The organism is Streptomyces sp. NBC_01006, from assembly GCF_045162725.1.
Taxonomy (GTDB): domain Bacteria; phylum Actinomycetota; class Actinomycetes; order Streptomycetales; family Streptomycetaceae; genus Streptomyces.
In genome coordinates, this window is the sequence record NZ_CP108701.1 from 237,068 (window position 1) to 262,950 (window position 25,883).

21 protein-coding genes are annotated in these 25,883 nt (G+C 73.1%); 9 read left to right on the forward strand and 12 right to left on the reverse strand.

What is annotated here, in order from left to right; translation table 11 throughout:
• The first annotated feature begins 20 nt into the window (after positions 1 to 20).
• Positions 21 to 1,163: an alpha/beta hydrolase gene (locus OG509_RS40880; protein WP_331742084.1), complete on the forward strand. Its 1,143-nt coding sequence runs from the start codon at positions 21 to 23 to the stop codon at positions 1,161 to 1,163.
• A 206-nt stretch (positions 1,164 to 1,369) separates the two neighbouring features.
• Positions 1,370 to 1,768: an ATP-binding protein gene (locus tag OG509_RS40885; RefSeq protein WP_331742086.1), complete on the forward strand. Its 399-nt coding sequence runs from the start codon at positions 1,370 to 1,372 to the stop codon at positions 1,766 to 1,768.
• 24 nt (positions 1,769 to 1,792) lie between these two features.
• Here the strand turns inward: OG509_RS40885 and OG509_RS40890 are convergent, their stop codons facing one another.
• Complete coding sequence (locus OG509_RS40890) at positions 1,793 to 2,401, reverse strand: DJ-1/PfpI family protein (RefSeq protein ID WP_331742089.1); 609 nt, start codon at positions 2,399 to 2,401, stop codon at positions 1,793 to 1,795.
• A 158-nt stretch (positions 2,402 to 2,559) separates the two neighbouring features.
• On the opposite strand from OG509_RS40890, the gene OG509_RS40895 reads away from it, so the two are divergent.
• A complete protein-coding gene (locus OG509_RS40895) occupies positions 2,560 to 2,988 on the forward strand; it encodes a hypothetical protein (protein WP_406187896.1) in 429 nt (142 codons plus the stop codon).
• Here OG509_RS40895 and OG509_RS40900 read toward each other — a convergent pair.
• Complete coding sequence (locus OG509_RS40900) at positions 2,985 to 3,452, reverse strand: helix-turn-helix domain-containing protein (protein WP_331742091.1); 468 nt, start codon at positions 3,450 to 3,452, stop codon at positions 2,985 to 2,987. The genes OG509_RS40895 and OG509_RS40900 overlap by 4 nt on opposite strands.
• A gap of 131 nt (positions 3,453 to 3,583) precedes the next feature.
• Here OG509_RS40900 and OG509_RS40905 point away from each other — a divergent pair, with 131 nt between their 5' ends.
• Positions 3,584 to 4,492, forward strand: coding sequence for an aminoglycoside phosphotransferase family protein (locus tag OG509_RS40905; RefSeq protein ID WP_331742093.1), 909 nt, complete (start codon positions 3,584 to 3,586; stop codon positions 4,490 to 4,492).
• Between the two features lie 23 nt (positions 4,493 to 4,515).
• On the opposite strand, the gene OG509_RS40910 is transcribed toward OG509_RS40905, so the two are convergent.
• Entirely contained in the window at positions 4,516 to 4,899 is a 384-nt protein-coding gene (locus tag OG509_RS40910) for a helix-turn-helix domain-containing protein (RefSeq protein ID WP_331742096.1), read from the reverse strand.
• 102 nt (positions 4,900 to 5,001) lie between these two features.
• Here OG509_RS40910 and OG509_RS40915 point away from each other — a divergent pair, with 102 nt between their 5' ends.
• Positions 5,002 to 5,388 carry a RidA family protein gene (locus OG509_RS40915; RefSeq protein ID WP_331742098.1) on the forward strand — a complete coding sequence of 129 codons (387 nt, stop codon included), beginning with the start codon at positions 5,002 to 5,004 and terminating at the stop codon, positions 5,386 to 5,388.
• Positions 5,389 to 5,475: 87 nt separating this feature from the next.
• Here the strand turns inward: OG509_RS40915 and OG509_RS40920 are convergent, their stop codons facing one another.
• The 8 genes from OG509_RS40920 to OG509_RS40955 are packed head-to-tail and all read right to left on the reverse strand — an operon-like array spanning position 5,476 to position 18,615.
• Complete coding sequence (locus OG509_RS40920) at positions 5,476 to 6,669, reverse strand: cytochrome P450 (protein ID WP_331742101.1); 1,194 nt, start codon at positions 6,667 to 6,669, stop codon at positions 5,476 to 5,478.
• Positions 6,666 to 9,749, reverse strand: coding sequence for an AMP-binding protein (locus OG509_RS40925; protein WP_331742104.1), 3,084 nt, complete (start codon positions 9,747 to 9,749; stop codon positions 6,666 to 6,668). The genes OG509_RS40920 and OG509_RS40925 overlap by 4 nt, the downstream gene beginning before the upstream one ends.
• Positions 9,746 to 10,876, reverse strand: a complete 1,131-nt coding sequence (locus OG509_RS40930; protein WP_331742107.1) for an aminotransferase class V-fold PLP-dependent enzyme — start codon at positions 10,874 to 10,876, stop codon at positions 9,746 to 9,748. Before OG509_RS40930 ends, OG509_RS40925 begins: the two co-directional genes overlap by 4 nt.
• Before the next feature lie 53 nt (positions 10,877 to 10,929).
• Positions 10,930 to 11,907: a proline dehydrogenase family protein gene (locus OG509_RS40935; protein WP_331742110.1), complete on the reverse strand. Its 978-nt coding sequence runs from the start codon at positions 11,905 to 11,907 to the stop codon at positions 10,930 to 10,932.
• Positions 11,904 to 13,094, reverse strand: coding sequence for a fatty acid desaturase family protein (locus OG509_RS40940; protein WP_331742114.1), 1,191 nt, complete (start codon positions 13,092 to 13,094; stop codon positions 11,904 to 11,906). Before OG509_RS40940 ends, OG509_RS40935 begins: the two co-directional genes overlap by 4 nt.
• A gap of 33 nt (positions 13,095 to 13,127) precedes the next feature.
• Positions 13,128 to 15,074: a prolyl oligopeptidase family serine peptidase gene (locus OG509_RS40945; RefSeq protein ID WP_331742118.1), complete on the reverse strand. Its 1,947-nt coding sequence runs from the start codon at positions 15,072 to 15,074 to the stop codon at positions 13,128 to 13,130.
• Complete coding sequence (locus OG509_RS40950; protein ID WP_331742121.1) at positions 15,071 to 17,341, reverse strand: ATP-grasp domain-containing protein; 2,271 nt, start codon at positions 17,339 to 17,341, stop codon at positions 15,071 to 15,073. The genes OG509_RS40945 and OG509_RS40950 overlap by 4 nt, the downstream gene beginning before the upstream one ends.
• A complete protein-coding gene (locus OG509_RS40955; protein ID WP_331742124.1) occupies positions 17,338 to 18,615 on the reverse strand; it encodes an ATP-grasp domain-containing protein in 1,278 nt (425 codons plus the stop codon). Before OG509_RS40955 ends, OG509_RS40950 begins: the two co-directional genes overlap by 4 nt.
• 145 nt (positions 18,616 to 18,760) lie before the next feature.
• Between OG509_RS40955 and OG509_RS40960 the strand changes: the two genes are divergently transcribed.
• Entirely contained in the window at positions 18,761 to 19,957 is a 1,197-nt protein-coding gene (locus tag OG509_RS40960; RefSeq protein WP_331742127.1) for an MFS transporter, read from the forward strand.
• Positions 19,958 to 20,051: 94 nt separating this feature from the next.
• On the opposite strand, the gene OG509_RS40965 is transcribed toward OG509_RS40960, so the two are convergent.
• Positions 20,052 to 21,275 carry a helix-turn-helix domain-containing protein gene (locus OG509_RS40965; RefSeq protein WP_331742130.1) on the reverse strand — a complete coding sequence of 408 codons (1,224 nt, stop codon included), beginning with the start codon at positions 21,273 to 21,275 and terminating at the stop codon, positions 20,052 to 20,054.
• Positions 21,276 to 21,595: 320 nt separating this feature from the next.
• On the opposite strand from OG509_RS40965, the gene OG509_RS40970 reads away from it, so the two are divergent.
• The 3 genes from OG509_RS40970 (at position 21,596) to OG509_RS40980 (ending at position 25,797) form a co-directional block, all read left to right on the forward strand.
• On the forward strand, positions 21,596 to 21,820 hold the full coding sequence (locus OG509_RS40970) for a hypothetical protein (RefSeq protein ID WP_331742133.1): 225 nt from the start codon (positions 21,596 to 21,598) through the stop codon (positions 21,818 to 21,820).
• A gap of 99 nt (positions 21,821 to 21,919) precedes the next feature.
• The gene (locus OG509_RS40975) at positions 21,920 to 24,520 is read left to right on the forward strand and encodes an ATP-grasp domain-containing protein (RefSeq protein ID WP_331742137.1); all 2,601 of its coding nucleotides are present in this window, start codon (positions 21,920 to 21,922) and stop codon (positions 24,518 to 24,520) included.
• Positions 24,517 to 25,797 (forward strand): MFS transporter, encoded by a 1,281-nt coding sequence (locus OG509_RS40980; protein ID WP_331742141.1) that lies wholly within the window; start codon positions 24,517 to 24,519, stop codon positions 25,795 to 25,797. The genes OG509_RS40975 and OG509_RS40980 overlap by 4 nt, the downstream gene beginning before the upstream one ends.
• Positions 25,798 to 25,883 lie beyond the last annotated feature (86 nt).

Genomic DNA, 25,883 nt, shown 5'->3' on the forward strand with positions numbered 1-25,883 from the left:
AGTTTAAGGAAGTAACAGTCATGGTCGACGTCGCCCTCATCGCCGCTTCCGCCGCCGCCCTCCTCACCGCCCCCGCCCTGGCCGGCTACCGCGGGCTGCGGCGCGCCGCTCACGCGCGGCGGCTGCGCATCACCACGCCCCACGGCATCGACGAGGCCGGCTTCGTCCGAATCGGCGGCATCGACCAGTGGATCTCCGTGCGCGGAGACGACCTGTCCAACCCGGTCATCCTTGAGCTGCACGGCGGCCCCGGCGCCACGAACCTGCCGTACGCCCCCCGCACCCGCGGCTGGGAGCGCCACTTCACCCTCGTCCGCTGGGACATGCGCGGCGCCGGCAAGACCTTCGGCCGCTCGGGCCCCGAGGGCCGGGGTGAACTCACCCTGGAGCGGCTGGAGTCCGACGCCCTGGAGGTGACCCGCCACATCCGCGGCCGCCTCGGCGTGGACCGGGTCGTCCTGCTCGCGATGTCATTCGGCTCGGTCATCGGCCTCCGGCTGGCCCGCCGCCACCCCGAGCTGTACTCCGCGTACGTCGGCACCGACCAGAACATCAACGCCGGCGGGCGCGACCGCACCGCCTACGACGGCCTGCTGGACCGGCTGACCGCGGCCGACAGCCGCAAGGAGCTGGCCGCCGCCACCGCGATGGGCCCCGACCGTGCGGCCTGGGCCACCGAGCAGTGGGCGCAGTACAACAAGCTGACCGTCGGCTCCGACCCGCTGACGCTCGACACCGTCAAGAAGGTGGTGCTCGGCTCCCTGCTCACCTCGCCCCGGCACGGCCTGGGCGAACTGCGCACCCACATGAAGGCCATGGCCTTCTCCGAGCACCTCGGGCCGGAGTCCGTCGCCATCGACGAGCGGGCCGAGGGCGTCGACTTCCGGCTGCCGTTCTTCGTCTTCCAGGGCGCCCAGGACGTCATCACGCCGGTCGGTCCGGCCCGCCGCTTCTTCGACGAGGTCGCGGCCCCCGTCAAGGAGTTCGCCCTCATCGAGGACGCCGGCCACTTCGCGGCCTTCCGCCACCCGGACCGCTTCCTCGGCCTCCTCCTCACCAAGGTCCGCCCGGCCCTCACCGGCGCCCCGGCAACGGCCCCGACGGTTGTCACGGGCGTATCGAAAAGCGCATACACCGCCGCAACGGCCCTGCGTCTGCAATGACGCTATGAACCACAACGCGCCCCCGCCCGTACCGCCGGCGGTCTCCTGGTCACGGTCCGGCTCCCCGGCACGACCTGGCACAACCCCCTGACCGAAGGGAGGAGCCGCGGGCGGCCGGGATCGGCCGTCCGGGCGGTGTGACCAGGACGACGGCGAACCTAGCGTGGAAGGACCGCAGGGGGGACCTGCTGGGATCGGAGGCCGTCGTGCCTGCTCACCGCGTTGACATCACCCTGCCCGCCACGCCCGAGGCCGCCCGCTCGGCCCGGCGGGCCCTGTCCGAAGCCGCCATCGGCAGCGACCTGGCGGACGACGCCCGCCTCCTCGTGACCGAGGCCGTCGGCAACGCGGTCCGGCACACCGTGAGCACCCGGATCCGCATGGTGGTCGCGGTCGAACCGGGGACCGAGCGGCTGCTGTGCGCCCTGCGCGACGACACCCCCCACCTCGGCCCCGCGAACCCTGCCGCCGCGGGCTGCGCGAGGCGCGAGTCCGGGCGGGGGCTCGGGCTGATCGCCGCCCTCAGCCAGTCCTGGGGCGTCGCCACGGACGGGGCCGGCAAGTGGGTCTGGTTCTGGCTCGCCGCCTCCGCGGGCCGCGCCTGAGGGTGGCAGCGCGGTCCTGAGGGGTCAGCGCAGTACGGACTCGGGCGCGCGGATGGCGCGCAGTGCGCGGTCCACCGTCTCGTCCTGCTCGCCCACCGGGGCCGCGTAGCCGATGGCGCCTCGCGCGGCTTCCTCGCCGAGCGTACGGGTGATCACCCACGCGGCGAGGTACTGCGACGCCAGGCAGCCGCCCGCCGTGGCGATGTTGCCCTCGGAGTGGAACGGCGCGTCCAGCACGGTGACGCCGCAGGCCTCGACGTACGGCCGGCTCGTCAGATCCGCGCACGCCGGCATCCCGCCCAGCAGCCCGAGCCGGGCGAGGACCAGCGCGCCGGAGCACTGCGAGCCGATCAGCTGCCGCGCCGGGTCCAGGGGCAGCATGGCGAGCAGCCGGTCGTCGGCGACCACGTCGCGCGTTTTCACCCCGCTGCCGATCAGTACGACGTCGGCCTCGGGAATGAAGTCCATGGGGCGCTGGCCGGTGACCTCGACGCCGTTCATCGAGGTCACCACGGGCGTGGGCGTGGTGATGAAGGCCTCCAGGCCGTCCTTGCGGCACCGGTTGATCAGGGCCGACGCGATGAAGCTGTCGAGCTCGTTGAACCCGTCGAAAGTGACCACCGCTACCTGCATCACAACCTCCTGAGCATGACGTTCGAGGGACCTGGGGGCCAGCCTCTCAGTTGAGTGGGGACGGGTCACAGGCCAATCCGCCGCCATTGGCCTACTTAACGCATCAATTTCGATGCATCTTTCTTGATGCATCAAGAAAGATGGATTACCTTCGTGCCGTGGCCGCCGGAACCTGCCGGGGCGCGGACGGAGGGGTGGGGGACGACATGCAGAAGTGGGCCGGCAATCCCTGGGCGGCCCTGGTGACCGTGTCACTGGGGTTCTTCAGCACACTGGCCGGTGCGGCGTCCGGGGTGAACAACACGATCCGTCAGATCGGCTCGGTCATCGGGGCGGCCTCGGTCGGGGCGCTGCTCCAGGGGCGGCTGGCCGCGGAACTCGCCGCGGGCAAGGCGTACGCGGACGCCTTCGTCGCCACCCTGCACGTGACGGCGGCCCTGCCGATCGCGGCCCTGGGGATCGCGGTGCTGCTGTGCCTGCTGGTACGCAACCACACGAAGAAGCCGGCACCGGAGCCCGAGCCCGTACGTACGGCCACGACTCCCGGCGCGGGAGCCACGCAGGCGGCCGACACCTCAGCCGCCTAGACGGCCGGGGCGTCCGGGGTCAGGCGGGCCAGCACCTCGGGCGAGAGGCGCTGCGCGAGGGCGTCCAACAAGGCGACGACCTCGGCGAGTTCGGCGGGGTCGCTGGTGCCGAGCGCGGCGGACAGGGCGCCGTCGACGGAGGCGGAGGCGACCTCGGCCCGCCGGTCGGAGAGCTCGGGGTTGCGCCGCAGGAGCGTGCGCCGCCGGTCGCGGGGGTCGGTGGCGGTGACCACGGAGCCGGTCTCGCGCAGCCGGGCCACGCAGGCGGACACCGCGCTCTGCGGCAGGCCCGAGCGGACGGCGATCTCGCCGACGGTGGTGTCGGGGTGGGCGTACACGTCGAGCATCACGATCAGGACCGATCGCGTGCTCGTCGTGCGCTTGCCGACTCCGCCGGCCGGGATGGCCTCTTCGCCGATCTTCATCAGCGTCCGGCCCAGCAGGAAGAGCTGCACTGCGTTCATGCGCCCGACCGTACATCAGGACAGATGTATCCGATCTGATGCAACCTTGCGACCTCCGACCTCCGACTTCCCTGCCCTGACCGAGAAAAACCCTTGGCACGGCCACGTAAGCGGCGGATACGTTCCCGTCCATGCCCGATACGAAGATGCATGCCGACGAGGTCGACATCGACGAGTCGCTCGTCGAGCGGCTGGTCGCGGCGCAGTTCCCGCAGTGGGCTCGGCTGCCCGTACGGAAGGTGCGGTCGGCCGGTACGGACAACGCCATGTACCGGCTGGGCGAGGACATGACCGTACGGCTGCCGCGCATCCCCGGCGCCGAAGGCCAGGTCGGCAAGGAGCAGCGGTGGCTGCCGCACCTCGCGCCCCACTTGCCGCTGGACGTGCCCGTACCGCTGGGGCACGGGACCCCGGGCGAGGGCTACGCGTTCGCCTGGTCGGTGTACCGGTGGCTCGACGGCGAGAACCTGTACGACGAGCCCCTCGCCGAACGCGGACTGCGTGACGCGGCCGCCGGGTTGGGGCGTTTCGTCGCGGCGCTCCACCGCGTCGACACCGCCGGTGCGCCGGCGTCGTTCCGGGGCGGGCCGGTGGGCAGGGCCGACGAGGGTGTCCGCGCGGCGATACGGGACCTGGGCGCCGACGGCACGCACGACGCCGAGGCCGCGACCGCCGCGTGGGAGGCGGCCGTAAGGGCACCGCAGTGGCAGGGCGCGCCCGTATGGCTGCACGGCGACCTACTGCCCGGAAACCTCCTCGGCCACCAGGGCCGGCTCAGCGCCGTGATCGACTTCGGCGGGGTGGGCGTGGGCGACCCCGCGTGCGATGTGATGGCGGCCTGGACCCTGCTGACCGCCGACACCCGCGAGGTGTTCCGCGAGGCGGCGGGCGTGGACGACGCGACCTGGGCCCGCGGCCGCGGCTGGGCGCTGCGCTTCGGGGTCACCGCGGAGCACTACTACCGGGTGACGAACCCCGTCCTGGCCCGTGTCGCCCACCGGGCGGCGGCCGAGGCCATCGCCGACCACCACGCCTCCTGACGCCGGATATCAGGCGTCAGACGTCAGGCGTCGAAGCGGCGGCAGGATGCCTCGATCTCGCCGAAGTACCGGTGGGTCCAGTCGCACAAGCCGTCGATCGTCTTGCGCAGCGCCCTGCCCGGCTCGGTCAGCGTGTACTCGACCCGCGGCGGCACGGTGGGGTACGCGGTGCGCTCCAGCAGTCCGTAGCGCTCCAGCATGCGCAGGTTCTGGGTGAGCATCTTGTGGCTGATGCCCTCGACCTCGCTCCGCAGCTCGCTGAAGCGCAGGGTGTCGTCACCGAGGGCCTCGATGATCAGGAGCGCCCACTTGTTGGCGACGTCGGAGAAGATCTCCCGCCCCAGTGAATCGGCGCGCCGCAGGTCCGCCTCGTCGCGTACACCGTCGCTGAACTGCTTGGTCACCATCAGGTTCCCCAGTCACCAAAAAGTGCGTTCTTCCATGTCAGCGACCACTCTCCTACGGTTCCTGAGTAACCACAAGAGATCACGACACGGAGGCTGTGCACCATGGCCATCACCCTGCTGAACCCCGCCGGACTGCCCGAGATCCCCGTCTACCGGCAGGTGTCGGTCGCGTCCGGCTCGAAGCTCGTCTTCATCGCCGGGCAGGTCGCCTGGGAGGGGGACGACCTCGCCACCCAGGTCGAGCAGGCCTACCTCAACGTCGCCACCGCCCTGGCCGCGGCCGGCGGCTCGTTCGACGACGTGGCGAAGCTGACCGTGTACGTCGTCGACTGGACCCCGGACAAGATGCCGCTCCTGCTGGAGGGGATCGACCGGGCGACCGCGAAGCTCGGCGTCACCCCCGTACCGCCGGCCTCGCTGCTGGGCGTCGCGGCCCTGGACGTACCCGAGCACCTGGTCGAGATCGAAGCCACCGCGGTCCTCGACTGACGAGGCGGCGCAGGAAGGCGGGACCGCCGCGCGGCGCCGGGGGCTGCGGGGGCTGCGGGGGTGTGAGGGCCAGGATCGTCAGGAGGCTCACTTCGCGGTGATCCTCACCGGGAGGCTCTCCAGTCCGTTGACGACGATGGAGCGCAGCGGTACGGCGGGCCCGGTCTGTTCGATGGAGTGCACGGAGTCCAGGAGTTCCGTGAACAGGATCCGCATCTCCGTACGGGTCATCATCGCGCCCAGGCAGAAGTGCTCGCCGGCCCCCAGGGCGAGGTGCCGGTTGGGGCGGCGCGCGATGTCGAAGGCGTCCGGGTTCTCGAAGTAGCGCTCGTCCCGGTTGGCGGAAGGCGTCCACATCACGACGCGGTCGCCCGGTTCGAGCTGGCGCTCGCGCAGCATCACGGGTTCGGTGACGGTCCGCATGATGTGGGTGGCGGTCGAGGTCCAGCGCAGGACCTCCTCGACCGCCGTGGGCATCAGGCTCCGGTCGGAGCGCAGGCGTTCCCAGTCGGCCGGGCGGTCCAGGAAGGTCTGCATACCGCCGGCGACCGCGAGGCGGACGTTCTCCGTACCGCCCACGAGGAGGTTGTCGCAGTTGAGGAGGATGTCCTCCTCGGTGAGCATTTCGCCGTCGACCTCGCCGTTGACCAGGGCGCTCACGAGGTCGTCCGCGGGCTCGTCCATCCGCCGGTACATGAGCTCCACGAAGTAGGCCATGATCTGCTGGTGGGCGATGCTGCGGGTCTCGGGCTCGCCCGCGCCGAAGGCCTGGCTGGTGAGCGAGAAGAGCATCTCCTGCTCGTGCTCGGGCACTCCCATGAGCCGGCAGATGACGTAGAGCGGCAGCCGCGCCGCGATGTCGGTGACGAAGTCGCACTCGCCGAGGGCGACGGCGCGGGCCAGCACCGCCCGGACCGCCTCGCGCATCGCATCCTCCAGCGCCCGCACCGAGCGGGTGGTGAACCAGTCGGCCACGAGGGTGCGCAGCGCCTTGTGGTGCGGCGGGTCGGTCAGGGCCAGGGTGCGGCCGCCGCCGGGGTCCTGGCCGTGGCCCTGGGGCCGCAGCAGGATGCCCTGGGCGGAGCTGAAGACGCGGGCGTCACCGTAGACGGTGCGGATGTCGTCGTACCGGGTCACCGACCAGAAGCCGGGGTACTCGGTGGCGCCGTGCCAGCGCACCGGGTCGTTGTCGCGCATCCAGCGGAAGACGGGGTACGGGTCGCCGGTGGCGTAGAGCTCGGGGTCGACGAGGTTGACGGTCTCGGGTGCGAGCAGGGTCATCGGGGGTCTCCTTCGGGCAGCGGCAGGGTGTGGACGAGGTCGGCGAGGCCCTTGAGGAGTTCGCGGGCGACGGTCTGCGGCACCGCGGCGGTGCGGTGGCTGACCGCGAGCCGCAGCCGCCCGTCGGGGCGGGGCCAGATCTCGGTGTGGACTTCGAGCGGGAGGTCCAGGTAGGGCGGGCGCAGGAGCCTGGTGCCCAGGCCTGCCAGAGGCAGCTCGGCCGGGGCGTTGTCCTGGAGTACGAGCAGCGTCTGGAAGAGCGGGGGCCGGCCCGTGCGCGGCGGGTTGAGGTGGCGTACGAGGGCGTGGAAGGACACGTCCTGGGCGCCGAAGGCCTCGCGGAGGATCCGCCCGGCCTCGGCGACGGCGGCCGGGCCGCCGTCGAGGACCGGACCGCGCAGCCGCAGGCAGGCCATCTCGATGTGGCAGCCGACGACGTCGTGGAGCCTGGTGTCGTCGCGCTGGGCCACGGGCACGCCGACGGCGAAGTCGCGCCCGCCGGTGACCCCGGCGAGCAGCCGGCCGTAGAGCGCGAGCAGGACGGCGTACCGGGTCGTACCGGCGAGGGCGGCGGCCGCGTCCAGGCGGGAGCCGGCGTCCGCGTCGAGGAGCAGTTCGGCGCGGGCCGTGGCGCCGTCGGGTGCGGGGCCCGGTACGGGGGCCGCGGGCCAGCGCAGTTCGGGTACGTCGCGCAACTCGGCCGCGAGGGCGGCGAGCTGACGGTCCGGGTCGGTCTGGGCGAGCCGCTCGGCGCGCAGCCGGGCCGCCTCGGCGACGGGGAGCGCGGCGGGCAGGGCGACGGGGAGCGCGGGGTCGGTGGCCCGGCGGGCCGCGTCGTAGGCGGCCGCGAGGTCGGCGCCGAGGACCGATTCGGACCAGCCGTCGAAGGCGATGTGGTGCACGACGCAGCCGAACACCCGGCGGGTGCCGCCCTCCAGCGGCACCAGGGCGGTGCGCCACACCTCCCCGTCGGTGAGTTCGAGGGGGTCGCCGAGGATCTCGCCCAGGAGCTCGACGGCCGTGCCGGTGTCGGGGCACGTCTCCAGGATTTCCAGGACGGGAGCCGGGAAGTCGCAGGGCCGGGCCACCGGTCGGGGGTCGGCGAGATAGGCGGTGCGCAGTGTCTCGTGGCGTTCGTGCACGGCCTCGATCGCCGATTCTAGGGCGTCCTCGTCCAGTGCGCCGTCGATCTCGAAGAGCAGCAGGCAGTGGGCCGACCGGTCCTCGGGGTGGAGGAGGTGCTGGGTGAGGTAGCCGGTCTGCATGGGCGTGAGCGGTACGTCGGATCCGGCTGCGGCGGGGGCCGCGGCGGCCTCGGCGGGGCCTGCGGCGAGCCACTCGCCCAGCGCGCGGGCGCTCGGGTGGGCGTACAGCCGCGACACGGGTACGGGCCGGTCGAGTTCGGCGGCCAGGCGTGCGCAGACCCGCCCGGCCGCCAGCGAGGTCCCGCCGAGGTCGGCGAAGGGGACGTGCGGGGGTACGGAGGGCAGGCCCAGTACCGCGGCGAACACGCCGGCGGCCAGTGCCACCAGCGGGTGCTCGTCCACCGCCGGCCCGGGCGCACCGGCCGGGGCCGTCGGGGGCGGGGCCGGCGCGCCCGCTGCCCCGGCGGACTCCAGCAGCGCCCGTTCGTCGAGCTTGCCGTTGCCGGTCAGCGGGAAGGCCGCGAGGGTGATCACCGCCTCGGGGCGCTGGTAGGACACGAGCGCTCCGCGCAGCACCTCCTCGGCGCCGGCCAGCGTGTCGCCCGGTCGCGCGGGCACGCAGAAGGCCAGCAGGGCCTCAGCGGTGCCCGCGGCGTCCCGGCGGGGCACGACGCGGCAGGCGCGCACGCCGGGCAATACCGCCTCGATCTGCCGTTCGACCTCGGCGGGTTCGATCCGGTGGCCGCGGATCTTCACCTGCCGGTCGGCCCGGCCCAGGTAGTGCAGTACGCCGTCCTCGTCGAGGCGGCCGAGGTCCCCCGTGCGATAGACGCGGGTCACGGAGCCGTCCGCGAGGACGATGTGGGGGAACTTCTCCTCCGTGAGCCGGTCGTCGCCGAGGTAGCGCAGCGCCAGCCCGTCGCCGGAGACGCAGATCTCCCCGTCGACGAGGTGGACCGCGGTGCCGGGGACGGGGCGGCCGACGGGGATCCCGCCGGGCAGTTCGCAGTCGGCCTCGGTGATGCGGTGCGTGGTGGCGAACACGGTGCTCTCCACCGGTCCGTAGCCGTTGATCAGGGCGATCGAGGGGTGCCGGCGCAGGAAGGCGCGCACGTGCGGTACGGAGAGCCGTTCGCCTCCGGTCATCACCTGGGCCAGTCCGCGGAAGGCGTCCGGGTCCTCGTCCACGGTCATGTTCAGCAGACTGCTGGTGAGCCAGAGGGTGTCGACGCCGTGCACGGTGACCGCCTCGCGGATCGCCTGGCCCGACAGGTACGGCTCGTCGACGACGAGCGAGGTGCCGCCGCCGAGCAGCGCGCCCCACAGTTCGAGGGAGAACGCGTCCCAGGGCAGGGCCGCGGCCAGCGGGATCACCGTGCCCGTGCCGAAGCGGGCGAAGGTGCCGGGGCGCAGCAGGCGTGCGGTGGCGCGGTGGGGGGTCAGCACGCCCTTGGGCCGGCCGGTGGTCCCGGAGGTGAAGAACACGCAGGCCGGGGCGGAGGGGTCGGTGTCGGCGGGCCGGAACCCGGCGGGCGGACGCGGGACTTGACCGGCGGGGGGCGGGTTCCAGGACGGCAGTCCGGCGCAGGCACCGGCGGCGCTGTCGCCGATGATCAGCGGCGCGTCGAGTTCGGCGGCCACCTCCCGGATCCGCCGGTCGGGCCAGGCGGGGTCGAGGAGGGCGTAGGCGGCGCCGAGCTTGAGGATCGCGAGGACCGCGGTGATCAGCTCGATGCCCCGGGGCAGCAGTACGGGCACCAGGTCGCCTTCGGCGACGCAGTGCGCGCCGAGCTCGGCGGCCCAGGCGTCGGCGGCGGCGTCCAGTTCCCGGTATCCGACGCGGCGTGCGCCGTGGATGACGGCGGTGGCGTCCGGGCGCTCGGCGGCCCGCAGGGCGACCGCCGTGTGCAGGGTCTGCGGGCGGTGGCCGCTCATGCCCCGGCTCCGACGGCCGCGTGCAGGGCCCGCCCGAACACCTCGATCTCGTCGAGGGTGTTGTAGTAGTGGACCGAGGCCCGTACGGCGGTCTCCACGCCGCGCTCCGCCATGAAGATCGGCGTGTGGTGGCCGACGATCTTCCAGACGTTGATGCGCTGCTCGGCGAGCCGGGCCCGGATCACCTCGGCCGGGACCCGGTCGTGGCGGAACGAGACGATGCCCGACTGCCGGGTGCCCGGGGCGATCAGCTCGGTGCCCGGGGTGGCCTCCACGGTGGCGCGCAGCGCCTGGAACACCTCCTTGTGGTCGAACGGGGTGCCTTCCTCGAAGAGGGTGAGGGCGGTGTTGAACCCGGCCGTGGCGGCGGTGCCGCGCTCGGCGAGCTCCAGGGAGCGGGCGCTGTGGTCGTCGACGCGGTAGCCGGTGGGCGAATCGACCTGGGCCACGTGCAGATCGTGGAAGTCCGTGTCGAGGGCGGCGCGCAGTTCCGGGGCGATGTACGCGAAGGCGGTGCCGCGCGGGCCGCGCAGGAACTTGCGGCCGGCGCCGGTGAGCAGCTGGCAGCCGATGCGGCGGGCGCTCACCGGGATCTGGCCGATGGACTGGCAGGCGTCGACGGCGTAGAAGCAGCGGTAGGGGGCGAGCAGCCGGCCGATCTCCTCGACGGGGTTGACGATGCCGCAGCCGGACGGGATGTGCGTCACCGAGACCAGGGCCACGTCGTCGGAGATGTTCGCGGCCATCCAGTCGAGGTCGAGGTCTCCGCCCGGGAGGGTGGGGACGACCTCGATGCGGCAGCCGGTGCGGTCGCGCAGGTTGAACAGGGAGATGAGGTTGCCGGCGTACTCGTACGGGGTGACCCAGACCCGGTCGGCGGGGCCGAGGCGCAGCCTGGGCACCACGGCGCACCAGGCGCGGGTGGCGCTGTCGAAGAGCGCCACGTCCTGGGCAGGGGCGTCGAGCACGCGGGCGATCCGCCGGTAGACCTCGTCGCCCACGATCGGGGAGTAGTACTCCTCGGTCTCGTAGCAGCCGTGTGCGGCTTCACGGTCGAGGACCTCCGCCATGGTCCGCCGGACCTCCGCGGGTACCAGGCCGGCGCCGGCCGTGTTCAGGTGAATCATGTTTCCCACTGCTCTGCCTCTGCTCGTTCGGGTAAGGGCGCGCTGCGGCGCGGTCAGTAGCCGGCGCCCACGGTGTGGCCGCGGTCGTGGTGGCGCTCGGCGATGTCGGCGAGCGCGGTCAGCACCATCGGCGGGTGCTCGGCCAGCCGGTGCAGGAGGTGCAGCCACCAGTTCTCGCCGTAGGTGGCGTAGATGCGGCAGGCGTGGCCGGCTTCGCGGTACGTGCGCAGCAGCTCGGGGCGCACCCCGTGCAGCATCTCGATCTCGGTGACGCGCTCCAGCAGGCCGCGCTCCGCCGCCTCGGCGAGGACCGCGGGGTCCTGCGTGGCCAGGCTCAGCCGGGCGCCGCGGTCGACGAGTTCCCCGGCCAGCTCCAGGTAGCGCTGGTCGAGGGCGGGGCCCCGGCCCAGGGCGGTCCCGGTGGGCTCGTTGAAGGCGCCCTTGACCAGGCGGATCTTCCGGCCCTCCAGGGGGAGGGAGTCGAGGTCCGCCGCGGTGCGGTGCAGGTAGGCCTGGAGGGTGACGCCGAGGTTGGCGTGGTCGGCGGCGAGTTCGCGGTAGGCGCCGAGGACCTCGTCCACGGCGGGTGCGCGCTCCATGCTGAGGACGACCTCGGCGCCGCGGGCGGCGGCGGCGTCGGTGATCCGGGCGGTGTTCTTGACCGCGAGTTCGCGGGACACGGTCAGGCCCAGGTTCGAGAGGTCGAAGCCGAGCTGTCCGGGGACCGGCTCGTGCTCCAGGACGGCGAGGTACTCGTCGACGACCCGCTCGATCTCGGCGGGGTCGGAGTTCTCCTCGCCGACGAACTCCACGGCGATCCGATAGGACTTGTCCCGAAGCGTCCGGAGGTGGCCGAGGAACTCCTCGCGGCCGGGGGCCAGTACGTAGCGCCGCGCGGCCGGCGAGAGCACGTCCTGGAGGACGGAGCCGGGAGTGGTGAAGGCGTCGCGGCAGCGTTCGTCGGCGGCCAGGATGCGCAGGCCCTGGCCTGCGGCCTGGTGCAGTGCGCGCTGGGACATGGCGGAGGTCATGACAGCACCTTGATCTTCTCTTCGGTACGGGAGGTGGGGGAGGTATAGGCGTCGGTGGAGGAGAGCGTGTCCGGGGCGGGAACCAGGGAGGCGGGGTCCACGGGGGTTCCGGCCCGGCCGGCGAGCATCATCAGCTGGGCGAAGCTGGGCCCGGCCGCGGCGGGGTCGCCGCCGGCCTGCCGCCAGACGCGGTACTTGGCCGCGTAGCTGATCACGGTCTCCTTGTCGCGGCGGGAGCGGGGACGGGTGAAGGCGCCGGCCCACAGGCCGTCCCAGGCCGCGTAGCCGGGGTCGGCGAGCAGGACCTCGTGGGCGCGGCCCAGGTTCCAGAACGGGATGCCCGCGTTCATGTGGTGCACGAGGTGGTAGCGGTCGTTGTGACGGCTGATCAGGAACCGTTCCAGGAAGATGCCGTGGCGGTTGCGGGTGAGCAGGACCTGCTTGTTCTCGCTCTCCGGCATGGGGTAGTGCTCGGAGAGTTCGGCCAGCCAGCCGATCGCCACGTTGGTGGTGAACAGCGGCACGAACCAGAACAGCAGCAGCTGGGGCAGGACTCCGAGCCAGGCGCAGGCACCGAAGATCGCGGCCCACTGGCCGAGGAAGACGATCCGCTCGGTCCGCAGCGGGACCGGCACGGAGACCGTGATCTGGGAGCTGTCGCAGAAGACCCGCTCGCGGGCTATGTAGCCGAGGTAGGCGAAGGTGCGCAGGCCGAGCGCGGAGAGGATGACCTCCTTGAGGAAGAAGTGCCGGTCCGAGCGCTCGGTGTCGTAGAGCCCGCACTCGATGTGGAAGGAGTAGTCGGGGTCGTTCTGCTCGTCGCCGAGGTTGCGGTGGTGGTTGCCCACGTGGGAGCTGCGGTAGGGGCCGTAGAGGTGCCACACGAGGTAGCCCGCGAGGACGGAGCCGCCGAACAGGTTGAGGGCCTTGTTCTTGGCCAGGACCTTGTGGCTGGACTCGTGCAGGAAGTGGGCGAGGAAACGCTGGACGGAGCCGATGACGAGCAGGGCCAGCGGGTAGAACCAGTAGGAGACCCCGACGCACAGCGCCACGGAGGCGGCGATCAGCGCGTACTCGAAGAGGATGGCGAGCGGACCGTGGTGGTTGTCCAGGGTGCGCAGGGCGCGGAGCTCCTTGCGGACGCCTGGCGCGAGCCGGTCGAAGTTCAACTGTTCGAATGCGGACATGCGGATGCCTCTGTTCGTTCGTGGAGAGCGCGCTCAGTGCGCGGGTGAGAAGCCGAGTGCCTGCCCGTAGAGCCGCAGCTCGGCCCGCAGCGAGTCGGCGACGGTGGCGGAACGCCGGAAGCCGTGGCCCTCGCCTTCGAAGGTCAGATAGCGGTGGGGGGCGCGGGTCGGGTCGATCCGCTGGAGCAGCCGCTGCGCCTGCGCGGGCGGGCAGACGGTGTCGTCGAGCCCTTGCAGCAGTACGAAGGGGGTACGGATGGACTCGGCGCCGGACAGCGGGGACTGCTTCTCGTACCGGTCGGCGGCCTCCGGCCAGGGCCCGATCAGGCCGTCCAGGTAACGGGACTCGAAGTCGTGGGTGCCGCCCTTGGCGCGCCAGCTGACCGGGTCGAGCACCGGGTAGTAGATCCCGGCCGCCCGGTAGAGGTCCGGTTCGGCGACGAGCGAGGCGACGGCCGTCCAGCCGCCGGCGCTGCCGCCGCGGATCGCGATCCGTCCGGGATCGGCGAGCCCTTCGGTGATCAGGCCCCGGATGGCGGTGGCGCAGTCGTCGACGTCGGTCAGCCCCCAGCTGTGGCGCAGCCGTTCCCGGTAGGCGCGGCCGTAGCCGGTGGAGCCGCCGTACTGCACGTCGAGCACTCCGATGCCGCGGCTGGTGAAGTAGCTGATCTCCTGGTTGAGGACCAGGTGGCTGCGGCTGGTGGGGCCGCCGTGCACGAAGACCAGCCAGGGCGGCAGTTCGCCGTCGGGCCCGGTGAAGCCGGGGTGGTACGGCGGGTGGACGTGCGCGTGGACGTCCTCGCCGTCGGGCCCCCGGTAGGTGCGCCGGTACGGGGTCGTGGCGTAGGCGTCGAGCGCGCCGCCGGACGGGGCGCGGACGGTGTCGACGCTCCCGTCGGCCGGGTCGGCGAGCACCACGGTGCGGCGCTGTCCGGGCGAGGAGACCACCGCGGCGATGCGGCGGCCGTCGGTCGCGGCGAAGTGCCATTCGGTGGCCGGGCCCTCGAAGTCCGTCAGGGTGCCGTCGGCGGTGAGGATGCCGAGCCTGCGCTCGCCCACTCCGTGGACGACGGCGAGCCGGCCGTCCAGCAGGGGAAGGCACCAGCGCAGGCCGATCCGCCACAGCGCCTCGCCGAACTCCTCCGGGCGCGGGCAGAGGTTGCGGGGCCTGCCGTCCGGGGGGATCGCGTGGACGTTCCACCAGCCGTCGGGGTCGCTGACGGCGTAGAGGGTGCCGGATCCGTCGGCGGCCCATTCGGTCTGGGTGACCGACTCCCCGCGGCCGCCCATGAGCGGCAGCGCCCGGGCGAGGGTGGCGTCGGCCCGGATCTCGGCGACCATCAGGTCGGTGGTGTCCCAGGGCATGTCGGGGTGGTCCCAGCCCAGCCAGGCCACCCGGTCCCCGCCCGGCTCGATGCGCGGGCCGGTCATGAAGTGGTGGGTGGCGGCCAGTTCGCGTACGGCGCCGGGGTCCGTGGCGGCGCGGCCGTCGAGCGGCAGCGCCACCAGGTGGCGTACGGCCTCCACGGCCCGTTCGTCGCCGACCGTCTCGCGCATGCACCACACCTCGGCGCCGCGGACGGCGAAGTCGGCGTAGCGCAGTTCGCCCGGCCAGGCCCCGGCGGGGCTGAGCGGCACCGGGTCGCCGCCCGGCTGCCAGCGGTAGACCCGCTGGTCGGGGCCGTGCGTGAAGACGATGCCGTCCTCGGCCCGGTCGCCCAGGGCCAGCCACGGGCGGCCGCCGTACTCGATGACCCTGGTGCGCACGTCCCAGCCGGGCGCCAGCACTTCCCGCACTCCCCCGGGCGTACGGCGCATCAGCGCGCTGCGGCCGTCCTGTTCGGGGAGCACCTCGGTCCAGCACACGTCGGCGCCGAGGAAGCCGACCCATTCGAGCAGGGCGTCACCGCGGGCGGCGTCCTCGGGGGCGACCGGGGAGGGCCAGCTTCCGTACGGGAGCGGCTGCCTTGCGGCGGTCATGCCGCGCCGCCCTGTCCGTACGCGATCCGGGGGATGCCCGGGGCGCTGCTGTCGAGCCCGTACTCCGCCACGGCCGGGTCGTCGCTCACCCAGAAGTGCCCGTCCAGGTCGGACCAGTCGCACAGCCCCGCGAGCTGCGCGGCGTACGCGATGGCGCGCGGCGGCTCCAGGAAGCAGCCCAGCATGCGGGCGGCGCCCTGCCCGGTCGCGGCGGTCAGCGCGGTGAGGGCGGGCAGCAGTCCGCCGAAGCGCATCGGCTTGACGTTGAGGCCGCCGGCCACGCGGACGGCGAACTCGGCGTCGGCCGGGGTGGCGATGCCCTCGTCGAGGAGGACGGCGGTCGCGGGCAGCGCGGCGCGGATCTCGGGGAGCAGCGCGGGATCGCGGACCGGGTCCTCCAGGACCGTCGGGGCGAGTTCGCTCACCAGGGGGCGCAGCCGCTCCCAGTCGGCCCGGTCCCAACCGCGGTTGGCGTCGAGGATCAGCGGGGCGTCGACCCCGAGCAGGGAGCGCAGTACCGCCTCGTCGTCGGGTCCGCCGAGCTTGATCTTGAGCGGCCGGCCGTCGCGGGGGATCTCCTCGCCGATGGGCACGGTGTGCAGGAGCCGGATGCGGCCGGGCTCGGGCAGTCCGAGGAGCTGCCACACCGGTACCCCGGACCGGCGGGCGGCGCGGTCCAGGAACGCCATCTCGACGAGCATCCGGGCGGGCGCGCTGACCCCGTCGGCCGCCGCCTTCGCCAGGCGGGTGCGGATCGGCTCCACCGGGTCGCCGGTCGCGGTGCACTCGCCGGCCAGGGTGCGGGCCAGTGCCTCGGCCTCGGCGGCGATGGCCCGGCCGTCCTGTCCGTAGCCGAGGTCGGCGGCGATCTCGCCCTCGCCATCGTCCCCGCCCTCGCCCTCGCCGCCGTCGGCGGACAGCAGCCGCAGGCGGACGATGTCTACCGTCTCGATGGTCATGTGGGAGATCTGGAAGGAGCTGGTCAGCCGCCTCGGCTCCACGGTGACGGCCACCTCGGGCGCCGGTGCGGGCGGTTCGACGGTGATCCGGACGGAGTCGACGAGTGCGCGGGCGAGTTCCCGGGCCTCCTCGGGGGTGTCCGCCCCGACGACCACGGCGCCCACCCGGTCCCCTCCGCTGCGGAAGCCGGAGACGGTGTCGCCGGGCGCGAGGCGGAGTTCGGCGTGCAGTACGGCCGGGTGCGCGGCCACCTCCGCCCAGCCCTCGACGGCGGTGACCCGGCCGGCGGGCGGGGCGAAGTAGCGGGTCGCCGCGGCCCGGGTGAGGGCCGGCAGCTCCACGCTCCGGCCGAGCGCGTCGTCGTAGACGGCCCCGTACGGCTCCAGGCCTGCTCGGGCGTGCGGCAGCATCCGGTGGATCCAGCCGCCGCCGATGCGGGCGTGCACCTCGCCGAGCACGATTCCCTCGGCGGTCAGCCACAGTTCGACGTGGAACAGTCCGAAGCGCAGGTCGAGGGCGGTGAGCGCGGCGCGGACCGTGTCCTCGATCGCCCGGCGCGTGTCCTGGGGGAGGGCGGCGGGCAGTACGTGGCCGATCTCGACGAAGTACGGGGGCGCCAGCTTCTCCTTCGCCGTGACGGCGAGGACGCGGGGGGCGCCGCCGAGGAAGATCCCCTCGACGCTGAACTCCTCGCCCTGGACGAACTCCTCGACGAGGAACGGGGCTTCGGGGTCGGGCAGCCGGTCGAGCGCGGCCCGCAGGTCGGCGGGGCCGGTGACCTTGCGCACTCCGGCGCTGTCCGCGCCGTCGCGCGGCTTGACCACCCAGGGCCCGGGCGTCGCGGCGAGGAAGGCGAGGGCGTCGGCCTCGCCGTGGCACAGGCGCACGGCGGGCTGGCGGAATCCGGCGGCGGCGAGGGCCTCGCGGCAGGCGTCCTTGGTGCGGATCCGGCGGACCGCGGCGGGCGGGTTGCCGGGCAGGCCCAGCCGCTCCGCGGTCTCGGCGACGGCGACCTGGGCCATCTCCCGTACGCCGAACACGACGGCGGGGGTGTCGCCGGATGCGGCGCGGGCGGCGGCCCAGTCGGCGGTCTCGCCGGGGCGGGTGAAGTCGACGGCGGTGGCGCCGTCGGCGGCGGCCGTGACCTCGGGGGTCGCGGCGAGGGTGTCGGCGAGGTTGGTCACGTGGGTGCCCAGTCCCCGGGAGCGTGCCTGCTCCAGTGCCCGTACGGCGACGTCGACGCTGAGGGTCATCGCCCCGCCGCCGCCGATCAGCAGCAGCCCGGGGGCTTCGGATGCGGTGTTCATGCGGCCGCCTTCGCGTCCTCGCGCAGGAGGTACACGCGCTCCGCGAGCTCCTGGATGCGGGCGTAGTCCCGTTCGAGGACCTCGGTCGAGTCGTGGCGGGTCCACACCACGAGGGTGGCGGTGTAGAGGTCGACCGTGGGGCGGATGCGGCTGCCCGGGGCGAGCTTGGGGATCGCCAGGTGGACGGATTCCAGCGCCTGGATCTGCGCGAGGACGTCCTGGTCGAGGCTGTCGACGACGCCGTCGAGGGTGGTCGCGGCGAAGATCTGGCTGGCCTCGGTCAGTTTGCGGTAGGGGCGGCCGGCGTACCGGTCGAGGAACTCCTGCGGCCGGGCGTAGGCGAGGGCGGTGAGGTCGGCCTGGTTGACGCCCACGCAGAGGTCGTGGAAGTCGGGCAGGACGCCGCCGGAGAGGCGGGCGCCGATCTCGACCAGGGCCGGCCCCTGCGGGGTGACGATGACCTCGGCGTGGGTCGGTCCGTACTGGATGCCGAGGGCGTCGAGCACCTCGTGCATGTAGGCGGTGATCTCCGGCTCGGGGCTCGACCCGGGCGTGGTGATGGAGTCGCGGTCGTAGATCCGGTGGGTGCCGTCGAGGCGCTTGTGGTACTGCCAGATGCCGCACGAGCCGCGCTGCCCCGCGTACGAGACGAAGTCGACCATGTACTCCTCGCCCTGGAGGAAGGACTGGACGAGGACCTCGTCGTTGCGCTCGCCGAAGATGTTGACGGTGCCCAGGACGGCTTCGGCGGCCTTGCGCACCTCTTCGGGACCGCGGCAGACGGCCACCCCGTCGGTGGCGGCGGAGGACAGCGGCTTGACGACCACCGGGTACTCGCCGCGCCGCTCGGCCCAGTCGACGAGCTCCTCGGCGCTGCCGCTCTTGAGCTGGTCGGCGCAGCGGACTCCGGCCCGGCGCAGGGTCTCGATCATCTCGTACTTGTCGCGGCGGGCGCGGGAGAGCGCCGTGCCGTTGGTCGGCAGGCCCAGCAGCTCGGACAGTTCGTCGGCGAGCTCCACTCCGGGCTCCTGGCCGGCGACCACGCAGACCGGGTCGAACTCCCTTAGCCGGTCGGCGGTTTCGGCCGGGGTGCCGTACGGGACCGCTGCCCGGTATGCGGTGAGATCGGGCAGCCGCATCGAGGTCATCAGCTCGGGCGTGCTCTGCACGTGCACGACGTCGACATCCAGCTTGGCAAACGCCGGGGGCAAGTGGTTGCCGCTGGTGTACGCGTCCACCAGCACCGCCACCGGGCGCTTTTGAGCGCTCCTCATGTTCTCCACCTTGTGCTCAGAAGACCCACACAACCGGTTGGGCCGGGGTTGTTTCCAGGGATTGGCAAGAGATTGCCACACGGGTTGCCTAGCTGGCAATATCGTTCCGGCACCATCCACTGATCCCGTACGCGGAGGGACGGCCATGACCGTCACAGCACTCGACACACCATCCCGACCGGGCCTGAGCCGCGGCACCGCGGTGGCGCTCGCGACCGCGGGCGCCCTCACCGTCGCGAACATCTACTTCCCGCAGCCGCTGTTGGACGCCATCGCCACCGGTCTCGGCATCTCGGGATCGGCCGCGGGCCTGGTGGCCACCGCCGCCCAGGTCGGGTACGCACTGGGCATCGGCCTGGTCGTCCCGCTCGCGGACGGGGCCCGGCTGCGCCGGCTGACCACGGTGCTGCTCCTGCTGACCACGGCCGGGCTGCTGGCGGCGGCCCTCTCCCCCGGGCTGGCCACGCTGACGGCCGCGACGGTGGCCCTGTCCACCACCACCGTGCTGCCGCAGGTGATCATGCCGACGGCGGCCTCGATGGCGGGCCCGGGCCACAGCGGCCGCGCCCTCGGCATGATCGGCATCGGGCTGACCCTGGGCTCGACGCTCTCGCGCACGCTCTCCGGGGCGGTCGTGGGCCTCAGCGGCGACTGGCGCACCGCCTACTTCGCGGCGGCGGCGCTCACCGGCTCGCTGGTGTTCTTCCTGCCGAGGCTGCTGCCCGAGCGGGCGGCCGGCGGCGCGGTGCCCTACCGGCGGCTGATCGCCTCACTGCCGCGGCTGGTGACGGCCCATCCGGAGCTGCGGCTGTCGGCGTTCCTCGGGGCGACGGTCTTCGCGGCGTTCAGCGCGTTCTGGGCCACGCTCGCCTTCCACCTCGCCGGTCCGCCCTTCGACAAGGGGGTCGCCTGGGCGGGTCTGTTCGGCCTGTTCAGCCTGCCGGCGGCGCTGCTGTCGTACTCGGCGGGCCGGCTCAGCGACCGGCGCGGCCCCCGCCACGTCAACCTGGTGGCGTTCGCCTGCGTGTGCGCCGCCTTCCTGGTCCTCGGCCTCTTCGGCGACCGCTCGACGGCCGCCCTGGTCGTCGGCTCCAACCTGCTGGTCTACGGCGGCAGCTGCTGGCAGATCGCCAATCAGGTGCGCATCTTCCGGCTGGACGAGGGGATCCGGGCGCGGCTCAACACGCTGTTCATGCTGGCCAGTTTCGCGGGCGGCGCGGCGGGGTCGTTCACCGGCACGGCGCTGTACGCGGCCCACGGCTGGGGCGGGATGGTCCTCGGCTGCGGCGGCTTCCTGGCGCTGGCGGGCGCGGGCCTGGCCGCCGGGCGGCGGCTCGGCTGAGGCGGTACGCGGCATACGCGAAGGGGGTGTCGTACGGGCGGGGCCCGTACGACACCCCCTTCGGCTGCGCGGTGCGCGGTGCGCGCCGCAGCCGTCAGGACCGGGAGGTTCCGCGCGACCGGGCGAGGGTCTCGGCCAGCAGCCGCCAGATGTCCGCGGCGAGGTCGATGTTGGAGGCCGCCTGGGCCTGTTCGGCGAGGCGCCGCATCCGCTCCAGCCCCTCCTCCTCGTCGCCCTCGATGATCAGCAGCCGGCTGTCCAGGATGTCCAGCCGGACCCGGTTGCGGTACGTCATGTTCGGGTCGGCGCCGCGCACCCGGTCCAGCAGGGTGCGGGCGTCGGCGAACCGCCCGCCCTCGAAGGCGATCTCTGCCTTGAGGGCGTTCACCTCCTGTCCCAGCGCCGGGATGCCCACGAAGGCGAGGCTCGTCTCGGCCTGTTCGACGTAGCTCTCGGCGACGTCGAGTTCCGGCGGGGCCTTCTGCAGGTGCAGCCGGGCGGCCGCGACCCTCAATCGCGTCCACAGCGACAGGTTCTCGGCGCTGCCGAACCCGGCCAGGGCCCGGTCCAGGAGCTTCTGGGCGCTGGTGAGATCGCCCTGCCGGACCCGGACGGCGGCGGCCGTCCACAGCGCCTCGGCCCACAGGGTGTCGGTGCGGCCCTCGGTGAGGGCGGTCAGCTCGTCCGCGTGGGCGCGGGCCTCCGAGAGGCGGCCCGCCTCGGACTCGACGGAGACCAGCGCGAGCAGGCTGGCGGCCACGTCGGCGACCGGGAGCCGGTGTTCGCGGGCCAGCCGGTGGGCCTCCGAGGCGGCCTCGGCGGCCCGGGGGATCTCGCCGCACGCGCGCAGGCAGCGCGCCAGCTGGGTCAGGCTGCGGGAGCGCAGTTCGGGCAGGCCGAGTTCGTCGCCGAGCCGGACCAGCTCCTCCAGCGCCTCCCCCTCCTGCTTGTGCTCACCCCGGCGGCGGCGCCACTGGGCGACCATCCACAGGGCCTGCCAGCGCAGCAGCGGATCCTGTCCGCCGCCCGCGTCGAGCGCGCGCTGGACCTCCACCAGGTTCTCGTCGGAGTCGGCCGAGGCCGCTATGGCCAGGGACCGCGTCAGCGAGTCCGTGACGGCCTCGGCGAACGCCGAGGCGTCGACTCCGAGTTGCGCGGACAAGTGCTCCACGGCACGGGCCGTGGGCTGCCGGGCGCCGGACTCCAGCCTCGACAGGTAACCGGTGGACATGCCCTCGCCGGCCAGGGCGGCCTGCGAGAGCCCCCGCTCGGTCCGGAGCTGCTTGAGCCGGCGGCCGAACAACGGCTGTTCCAACACGTGATCAACCCCAGGGATCGGACGGACAGGGGACTTGGGGGGGGCCGCGGGCGGGGCGGGTGGTCCCGTCGCTCTCCATGCGGCGGGAGGGGTTCCGCTGCAGACAAGGCGAGGCTAGCCCGTAACGGGACGGCCGGGCAAATTCTTGCCCAATGGGCGGACAGGGGAAACCGCGGACATCAGAATCCGGCCAGTACCTGAATTGCCAATCACTTGGCAACATCTTGCCAAGGCGTGGGTACCTGCACTAGCTTCATCGTCATCGCGGCAGTCACGACCACGCCGCGGACCTCCTACTTTTCCTCTGCCAAGGAGTCGTTTTGCGTTCCTTCATCCGTGCCATCCGGGTTCGCGTCGCCGCGGGCGCCATCGCCTTCGTCGCCCTGCTCGCCGTCACGGGAGCGGCCGGAAACTCCCTCGCCGACATCGGCTGGCCGTCGCCGCCGAAGAGCAACGTCGTCGCCGGCGACATCGGCTGGCCCGCCGCCGTGGTGTCGTCGAACGTCGCCCGCGGCGACATCGGCTGGCCGTCCCCGCGCCCGTAACCGCGCCCCTGACCCCGCCCCCGAGCGCGCCGGCATCCCCGGCCGGCTCGCCGGCCGCCCCTCATACCTCGCACACCGCTCCAGAGAGTGAAGGACCCGATGGCTTCCGACTCGCCTCCGGCCCACCCGGTCAAGACCGCAGTGATCGTCGACGGATACTCGACCGGGACCTTCCTGCCCCCGGCCTTCGCCCGGCTCGGCGTCGACGTGGTGCACGTGTACAGCTCCGCCGAACCGATGTCGACCATGCTCCAGCCGGATTCCGGCGCCTACCGGCAGCAGTTCTCCTGCCCGGACGCCGCCGCCTTCGAGAGGACCGTCGAGGCGCTGCGGGCACTGGGCCCGGTGGCCGTCCTGGCGGGCCAGGAGCCCGGTGTCCCGCTCGCCGACGCGCTCAGCGAGGCCCTGGGCCTGGCCACCAACGGGACGGCGCTCTCCGCCGCCCGGCGCGACAAGTACGAGATGATCGAGGCCCTGCGCCGCGGCGGAGTGCGCTGCGCGGACCAGTACAAGAGCGGTGACCCGCAGGCCCTCGCCGACTGGGCCGAGCGGGCGGGCACGTACCCGGTGATCGTCAAGCCGCTGAGCTCGGCCTCCACCGACCACGTCTACCGCTGCCACACCGCGGCCGAGGTCCTCGCGGCCGCCCGCGCGGTGCTGGACTCGACCGACATCTTCGACCGGCGCAACTCCGAGGCGCTCGTGCAGTCCTTCCTGGAGGGCACCGAGTACATCGTCGACACCGTCAGCGTCGCCGGACAGCGGTACGTCTGCGGGGTGTGGGAGTACGAGAAGGAGATCCTGCCCAGCGGCAAGAACATCTACGACCTCGACGTCCTGCTCGCCCCCGACGCCCACCCGGTCCCCGAGCTGATCGCGTACGTCGACACGGTGCTCCAGGCCCTCGGCATCGAGCACGGCCCCGCCCACGCCGAGGTCATCATGACCCCGCAGGGCCCGGCCCTGGTCGAGATCGGCGCCCGCCTCAACGGCAATATGAACCCGGGCTTCCACGACGTGTGCCTGGGCGCCAACCAGGCCGACCTGACCGCCCTGGCCTACGCATGCCCGGGGGAGTTCACCCAGCGGTACGCCGGCCAGGTCTACTCCCCCCGCGCCGCGGCCGCCGTCCACAGCACCCGCACCGAGCGGAGCGGCCTGGTCGAGTCCGTGGACCGGGAGGCGGTCGAGCGGATCGAGGCCCTGCCCAGCGTCCACCTCGTCGGGGTCAAACTCGGCCCCGGCAAGCGCATCAGCCCCACTGCGGACCTGCTCACCAGCCCGCTGCGGATCTTTCTGACGGCGGACGACATGGAGCGGATCCGGGCCGACCGGCGCACCATCCAGACCCTGAAGGACGAGGTCTACACGATCGCCGAGGACGCGCGGCGCCCCAGCGTGCTGCTGCTGGGCACCGACAAGTACGTCATGCAGGCCTGCGTACGCGGCGGCATCGACACGGTGGTCGTACGGGGCGCCGCCGGGTACGACCACGGACTCGCCGAGGTCCCCGAGGAGCTCACCGTCCTCCTCGTCGACGACCACAAGAGCCCCGAGGCCATCCTGATGGCCCTGCACCGGGCCGGACTGGGCGAGCACCGCTTCGACGCCGTCCACACCTCCGACGAATGGGCGCTGGTCACCGCCGGCGTGCTCGCGGCCCAGCTCGGCTGCCGCGCCATCGACCCGGTCACCGCCGTGCACTTCCGCGACAAGTCGCTCCAGAAGCGCAAGGTGGCGGCGGCCGGCATACCGACCGCCCGGGTGACCGTCATCGACGACGTCCACGACGTCTCGGGCGTCGCCTGGGAGTACGACAAGGCGGTGCTCAAGCCGGTCGCCGGCGCGGCGACCGCCCGCACCGCGGTCGTCGACAGCGCGGAGGGGCTGCGCGCCCTCAGCCGCCGCTACCGCGCGGACCGCACGGCGCAGCGCACCTTCGTCCTGGAGGAGTACGTCGGCGGCGAGGAGTGGATCGCGGACGGCTTCGTGTACGACGGCGAGCTGCTCTTCCTGGCCGTCGGCCGCTACGGGGCGCCCTGCCTGACCATGATCGACGAGCAGACCCCGCTCTCGATGTGGCACTTCGACCCCAAGGACGACACCTGGGCCTACGACCGGGGCGAACCGGTGGTACGGCGGGCCCTTGAGGCCCTCGGCCTGCGCGACGGCGTCTTCCACATGGAGCTCTTCCACGATCCCGGGACCGGGCGGCTGACCTTCAGCGAGTGCGCGGCACGCCGCGGCGGCGGGCTGATCCACGAGCAGATCCAGGCCAAGTTCGGCATCCACCTGGGCGAGGCGGCGCTGCTGGGCGCGCTCGGCCGGACCCCCTCGACCGCGGTCGAGCGCCGTCCCGGGATCTTCGGCACCAGCTACCTCAAGGGCCGGGCCGGCATCATGTTCTCCTGCCCCTCCCCCGCCGAGCTGCGCGCCCTGCCGGGTGTGGAGTTCGCCCGGGTGGAGTTCCCGGCCGGCGAGCGCTTCCTCGGCGACATCGACAACACCAACCACCGCGTGGGACAGGTGCTCGTGTCGGCGCAGGACGAGGAGCAGCTGCACGCCCGGTTCGCCGAGGTGGGTGCCTGGTTCGACGAGCGCCTGGTGATCGCCCCGCAGGGCGTCACCGGCCGCGAGATCCGCGCCTGGGGCCGCGAGCTGCGGCCCGAGGCGGACTTCCGGGACCCGCTGTGGCCGTGACCGCACCCGCCCGGGGCCCGCAGGCCGACGGGGCGGCGCCCCGGCGGGGGCCGCTCGCGCGGCTCCTGCCGGAGCCCGGTCCCCGCCGGACCCTGGCCGGGGCGACCTTCGTCAACGCGTTCGGCAGCGGGATGTTCATGTCGTCCAGCGCCCTGTACTTCACCCGCGTCGTCCACCTCCCCATGTCCCAGGTGGCGTTCGGGCTCTTCGCCGGAGCGATGGTCGGCCTGGTGGCCGGTGTCTTCGGCGGCCGGATCGCGGACCGCTGGGGCGCCCGGGAGACACAGATCGCCGTGATGCTCTCGGGCGCGGTCTTCATGGGCTGCTTCCTGCTGGTCGACGCCTTCTGGTCCTTCCTGCTCATCTCGGTTCTGACCGGGGTGGTGTTCGCGGCCGACAAGTCCAGCCGGGCGCCGCTGGTACGGGGCTTCGGCGGCGAGGACCCGGCCGGCTTCCGCGCCTATCTTCGGGCCGGGACCAACCTGGGCATCTCGCTCGGGGCGCTGGCCGCGGGGGTGGCCATCCAGCTCGACACCGCGCCGGCCTACCTGAGCCTGGTCACCGGCCGGGCCCTCGCCTTCGTGGGCTGCGCCCTCGCGCTCCTGTGGCTGCCCCGGCTCGCCCCCGTGGAGGCGCCGCCGCTCAGCGGCCGCTGGGAGGCCCTGCGGGACCGGCCGTACCTCGCGGCCACCTTGCTCAACTCCCTCATGTCCCTGCACTTCGCGGTGCCGACCTTCCTGCTCCCGCTGTGGATCGTCGAGCACACCGAGGCCCCCCGCTGGATGGTCTCCGGGGTGCTCGTCCTCAACACCGTCCTGGTCATCACCCTCCAGGTCGCGGTCAGCAAGAACGTCAGCGACCCGGCGTCGGCCGGCACCCGGATGCGCTGGGCGGGCGGCGCGGTCGCCGCCGGGCTGGTCCTGATGATGGCGGCCGGCGATCTGCCCGCCTGGGCCTCCGCCGCGCTCCTGCTGGCGGCCACCGCCGTCTACACGCTCGGTGAGCTGTGGCACGCGGCCGCCGCGATGGAGTACTCCTTCGGGCTCGCCGCCCCGCACGCCCAGGGCCAGTACTCCGGCGTGTTCGGTCTCGGCGGCGGCCTCGCGGAGGCGCTCGCCCCCGCCGTGCTCGGCACCCTGGCCTTCGGCCTGGGGCGCCCGGGCTGGCTGCTGCTGGCGGTCGTGTTCCTCGCCGTCGGCTGGGCCGCCCGCCCGCTCGTCGCCTGGGCCGTACGGACCGCTCCGCAGGCCCGGACCTACGAGGGCCCGGTCGTCTGAACCGTCCGCGCCGGACGCCCGCTGCCCCTTCTTCTTCTCCCCTTCCTTCGTCATTCCTTCTTCCCCTTTCTGCACCTTTCAGGAGA

Bases quoted from the DNA above. Each gene is read 5' to 3' on its own strand.
- OG509_RS40880 (WP_331742084.1), top strand. From the start codon at position 21: ATGGTCGACGTCGCCCTCATCGCCGCTTCCGCCGCCGCCCTCCTCACC.
- OG509_RS40945 (WP_331742118.1), bottom strand. From the start codon at position 15,074: ATGACCGCCGCAAGGCAGCCGCTCCCGTACGGAAGCTGGCCCTCCCCG.
- OG509_RS40920 (WP_331742101.1), bottom strand. From the start codon at position 6,669: ATGACCCTGCTCGCACCCGAGACCGTCAACCTCGTCGACCCCGAGCTC.
- OG509_RS40915 (WP_331742098.1), top strand. From the start codon at position 5,002: ATGGCCATCACCCTGCTGAACCCCGCCGGACTGCCCGAGATCCCCGTC.
- OG509_RS40930 (WP_331742107.1), bottom strand. From the start codon at position 10,876: ATGATTCACCTGAACACGGCCGGCGCCGGCCTGGTACCCGCGGAGGTC.
- OG509_RS40910 (WP_331742096.1), bottom strand. From the start codon at position 4,899: ATGGTGACCAAGCAGTTCAGCGACGGTGTACGCGACGAGGCGGACCTG.
- OG509_RS40940 (WP_331742114.1), bottom strand. From the start codon at position 13,094: ATGTCCGCATTCGAACAGTTGAACTTCGACCGGCTCGCGCCAGGCGTC.
- OG509_RS40905 (WP_331742093.1), top strand. From the start codon at position 3,584: ATGCCCGATACGAAGATGCATGCCGACGAGGTCGACATCGACGAGTCG.
- OG509_RS40900 (WP_331742091.1), bottom strand. From the start codon at position 3,452: ATGAACGCAGTGCAGCTCTTCCTGCTGGGCCGGACGCTGATGAAGATC.
- OG509_RS40950 (WP_331742121.1), bottom strand. From the start codon at position 17,341: ATGAACACCGCATCCGAAGCCCCCGGGCTGCTGCTGATCGGCGGCGGC.
- OG509_RS40935 (WP_331742110.1), bottom strand. From the start codon at position 11,907: ATGACCTCCGCCATGTCCCAGCGCGCACTGCACCAGGCCGCAGGCCAG.
- OG509_RS40960 (WP_331742127.1), top strand. From the start codon at position 18,761: ATGACCGTCACAGCACTCGACACACCATCCCGACCGGGCCTGAGCCGC.
- OG509_RS40975 (WP_331742137.1), top strand. From the start codon at position 21,920: ATGGCTTCCGACTCGCCTCCGGCCCACCCGGTCAAGACCGCAGTGATC.
- OG509_RS40890 (WP_331742089.1), bottom strand. From the start codon at position 2,401: ATGCAGGTAGCGGTGGTCACTTTCGACGGGTTCAACGAGCTCGACAGC.
- OG509_RS40925 (WP_331742104.1), bottom strand. From the start codon at position 9,749: ATGAGCGGCCACCGCCCGCAGACCCTGCACACGGCGGTCGCCCTGCGG.
- OG509_RS40955 (WP_331742124.1), bottom strand. From the start codon at position 18,615: ATGAGGAGCGCTCAAAAGCGCCCGGTGGCGGTGCTGGTGGACGCGTAC.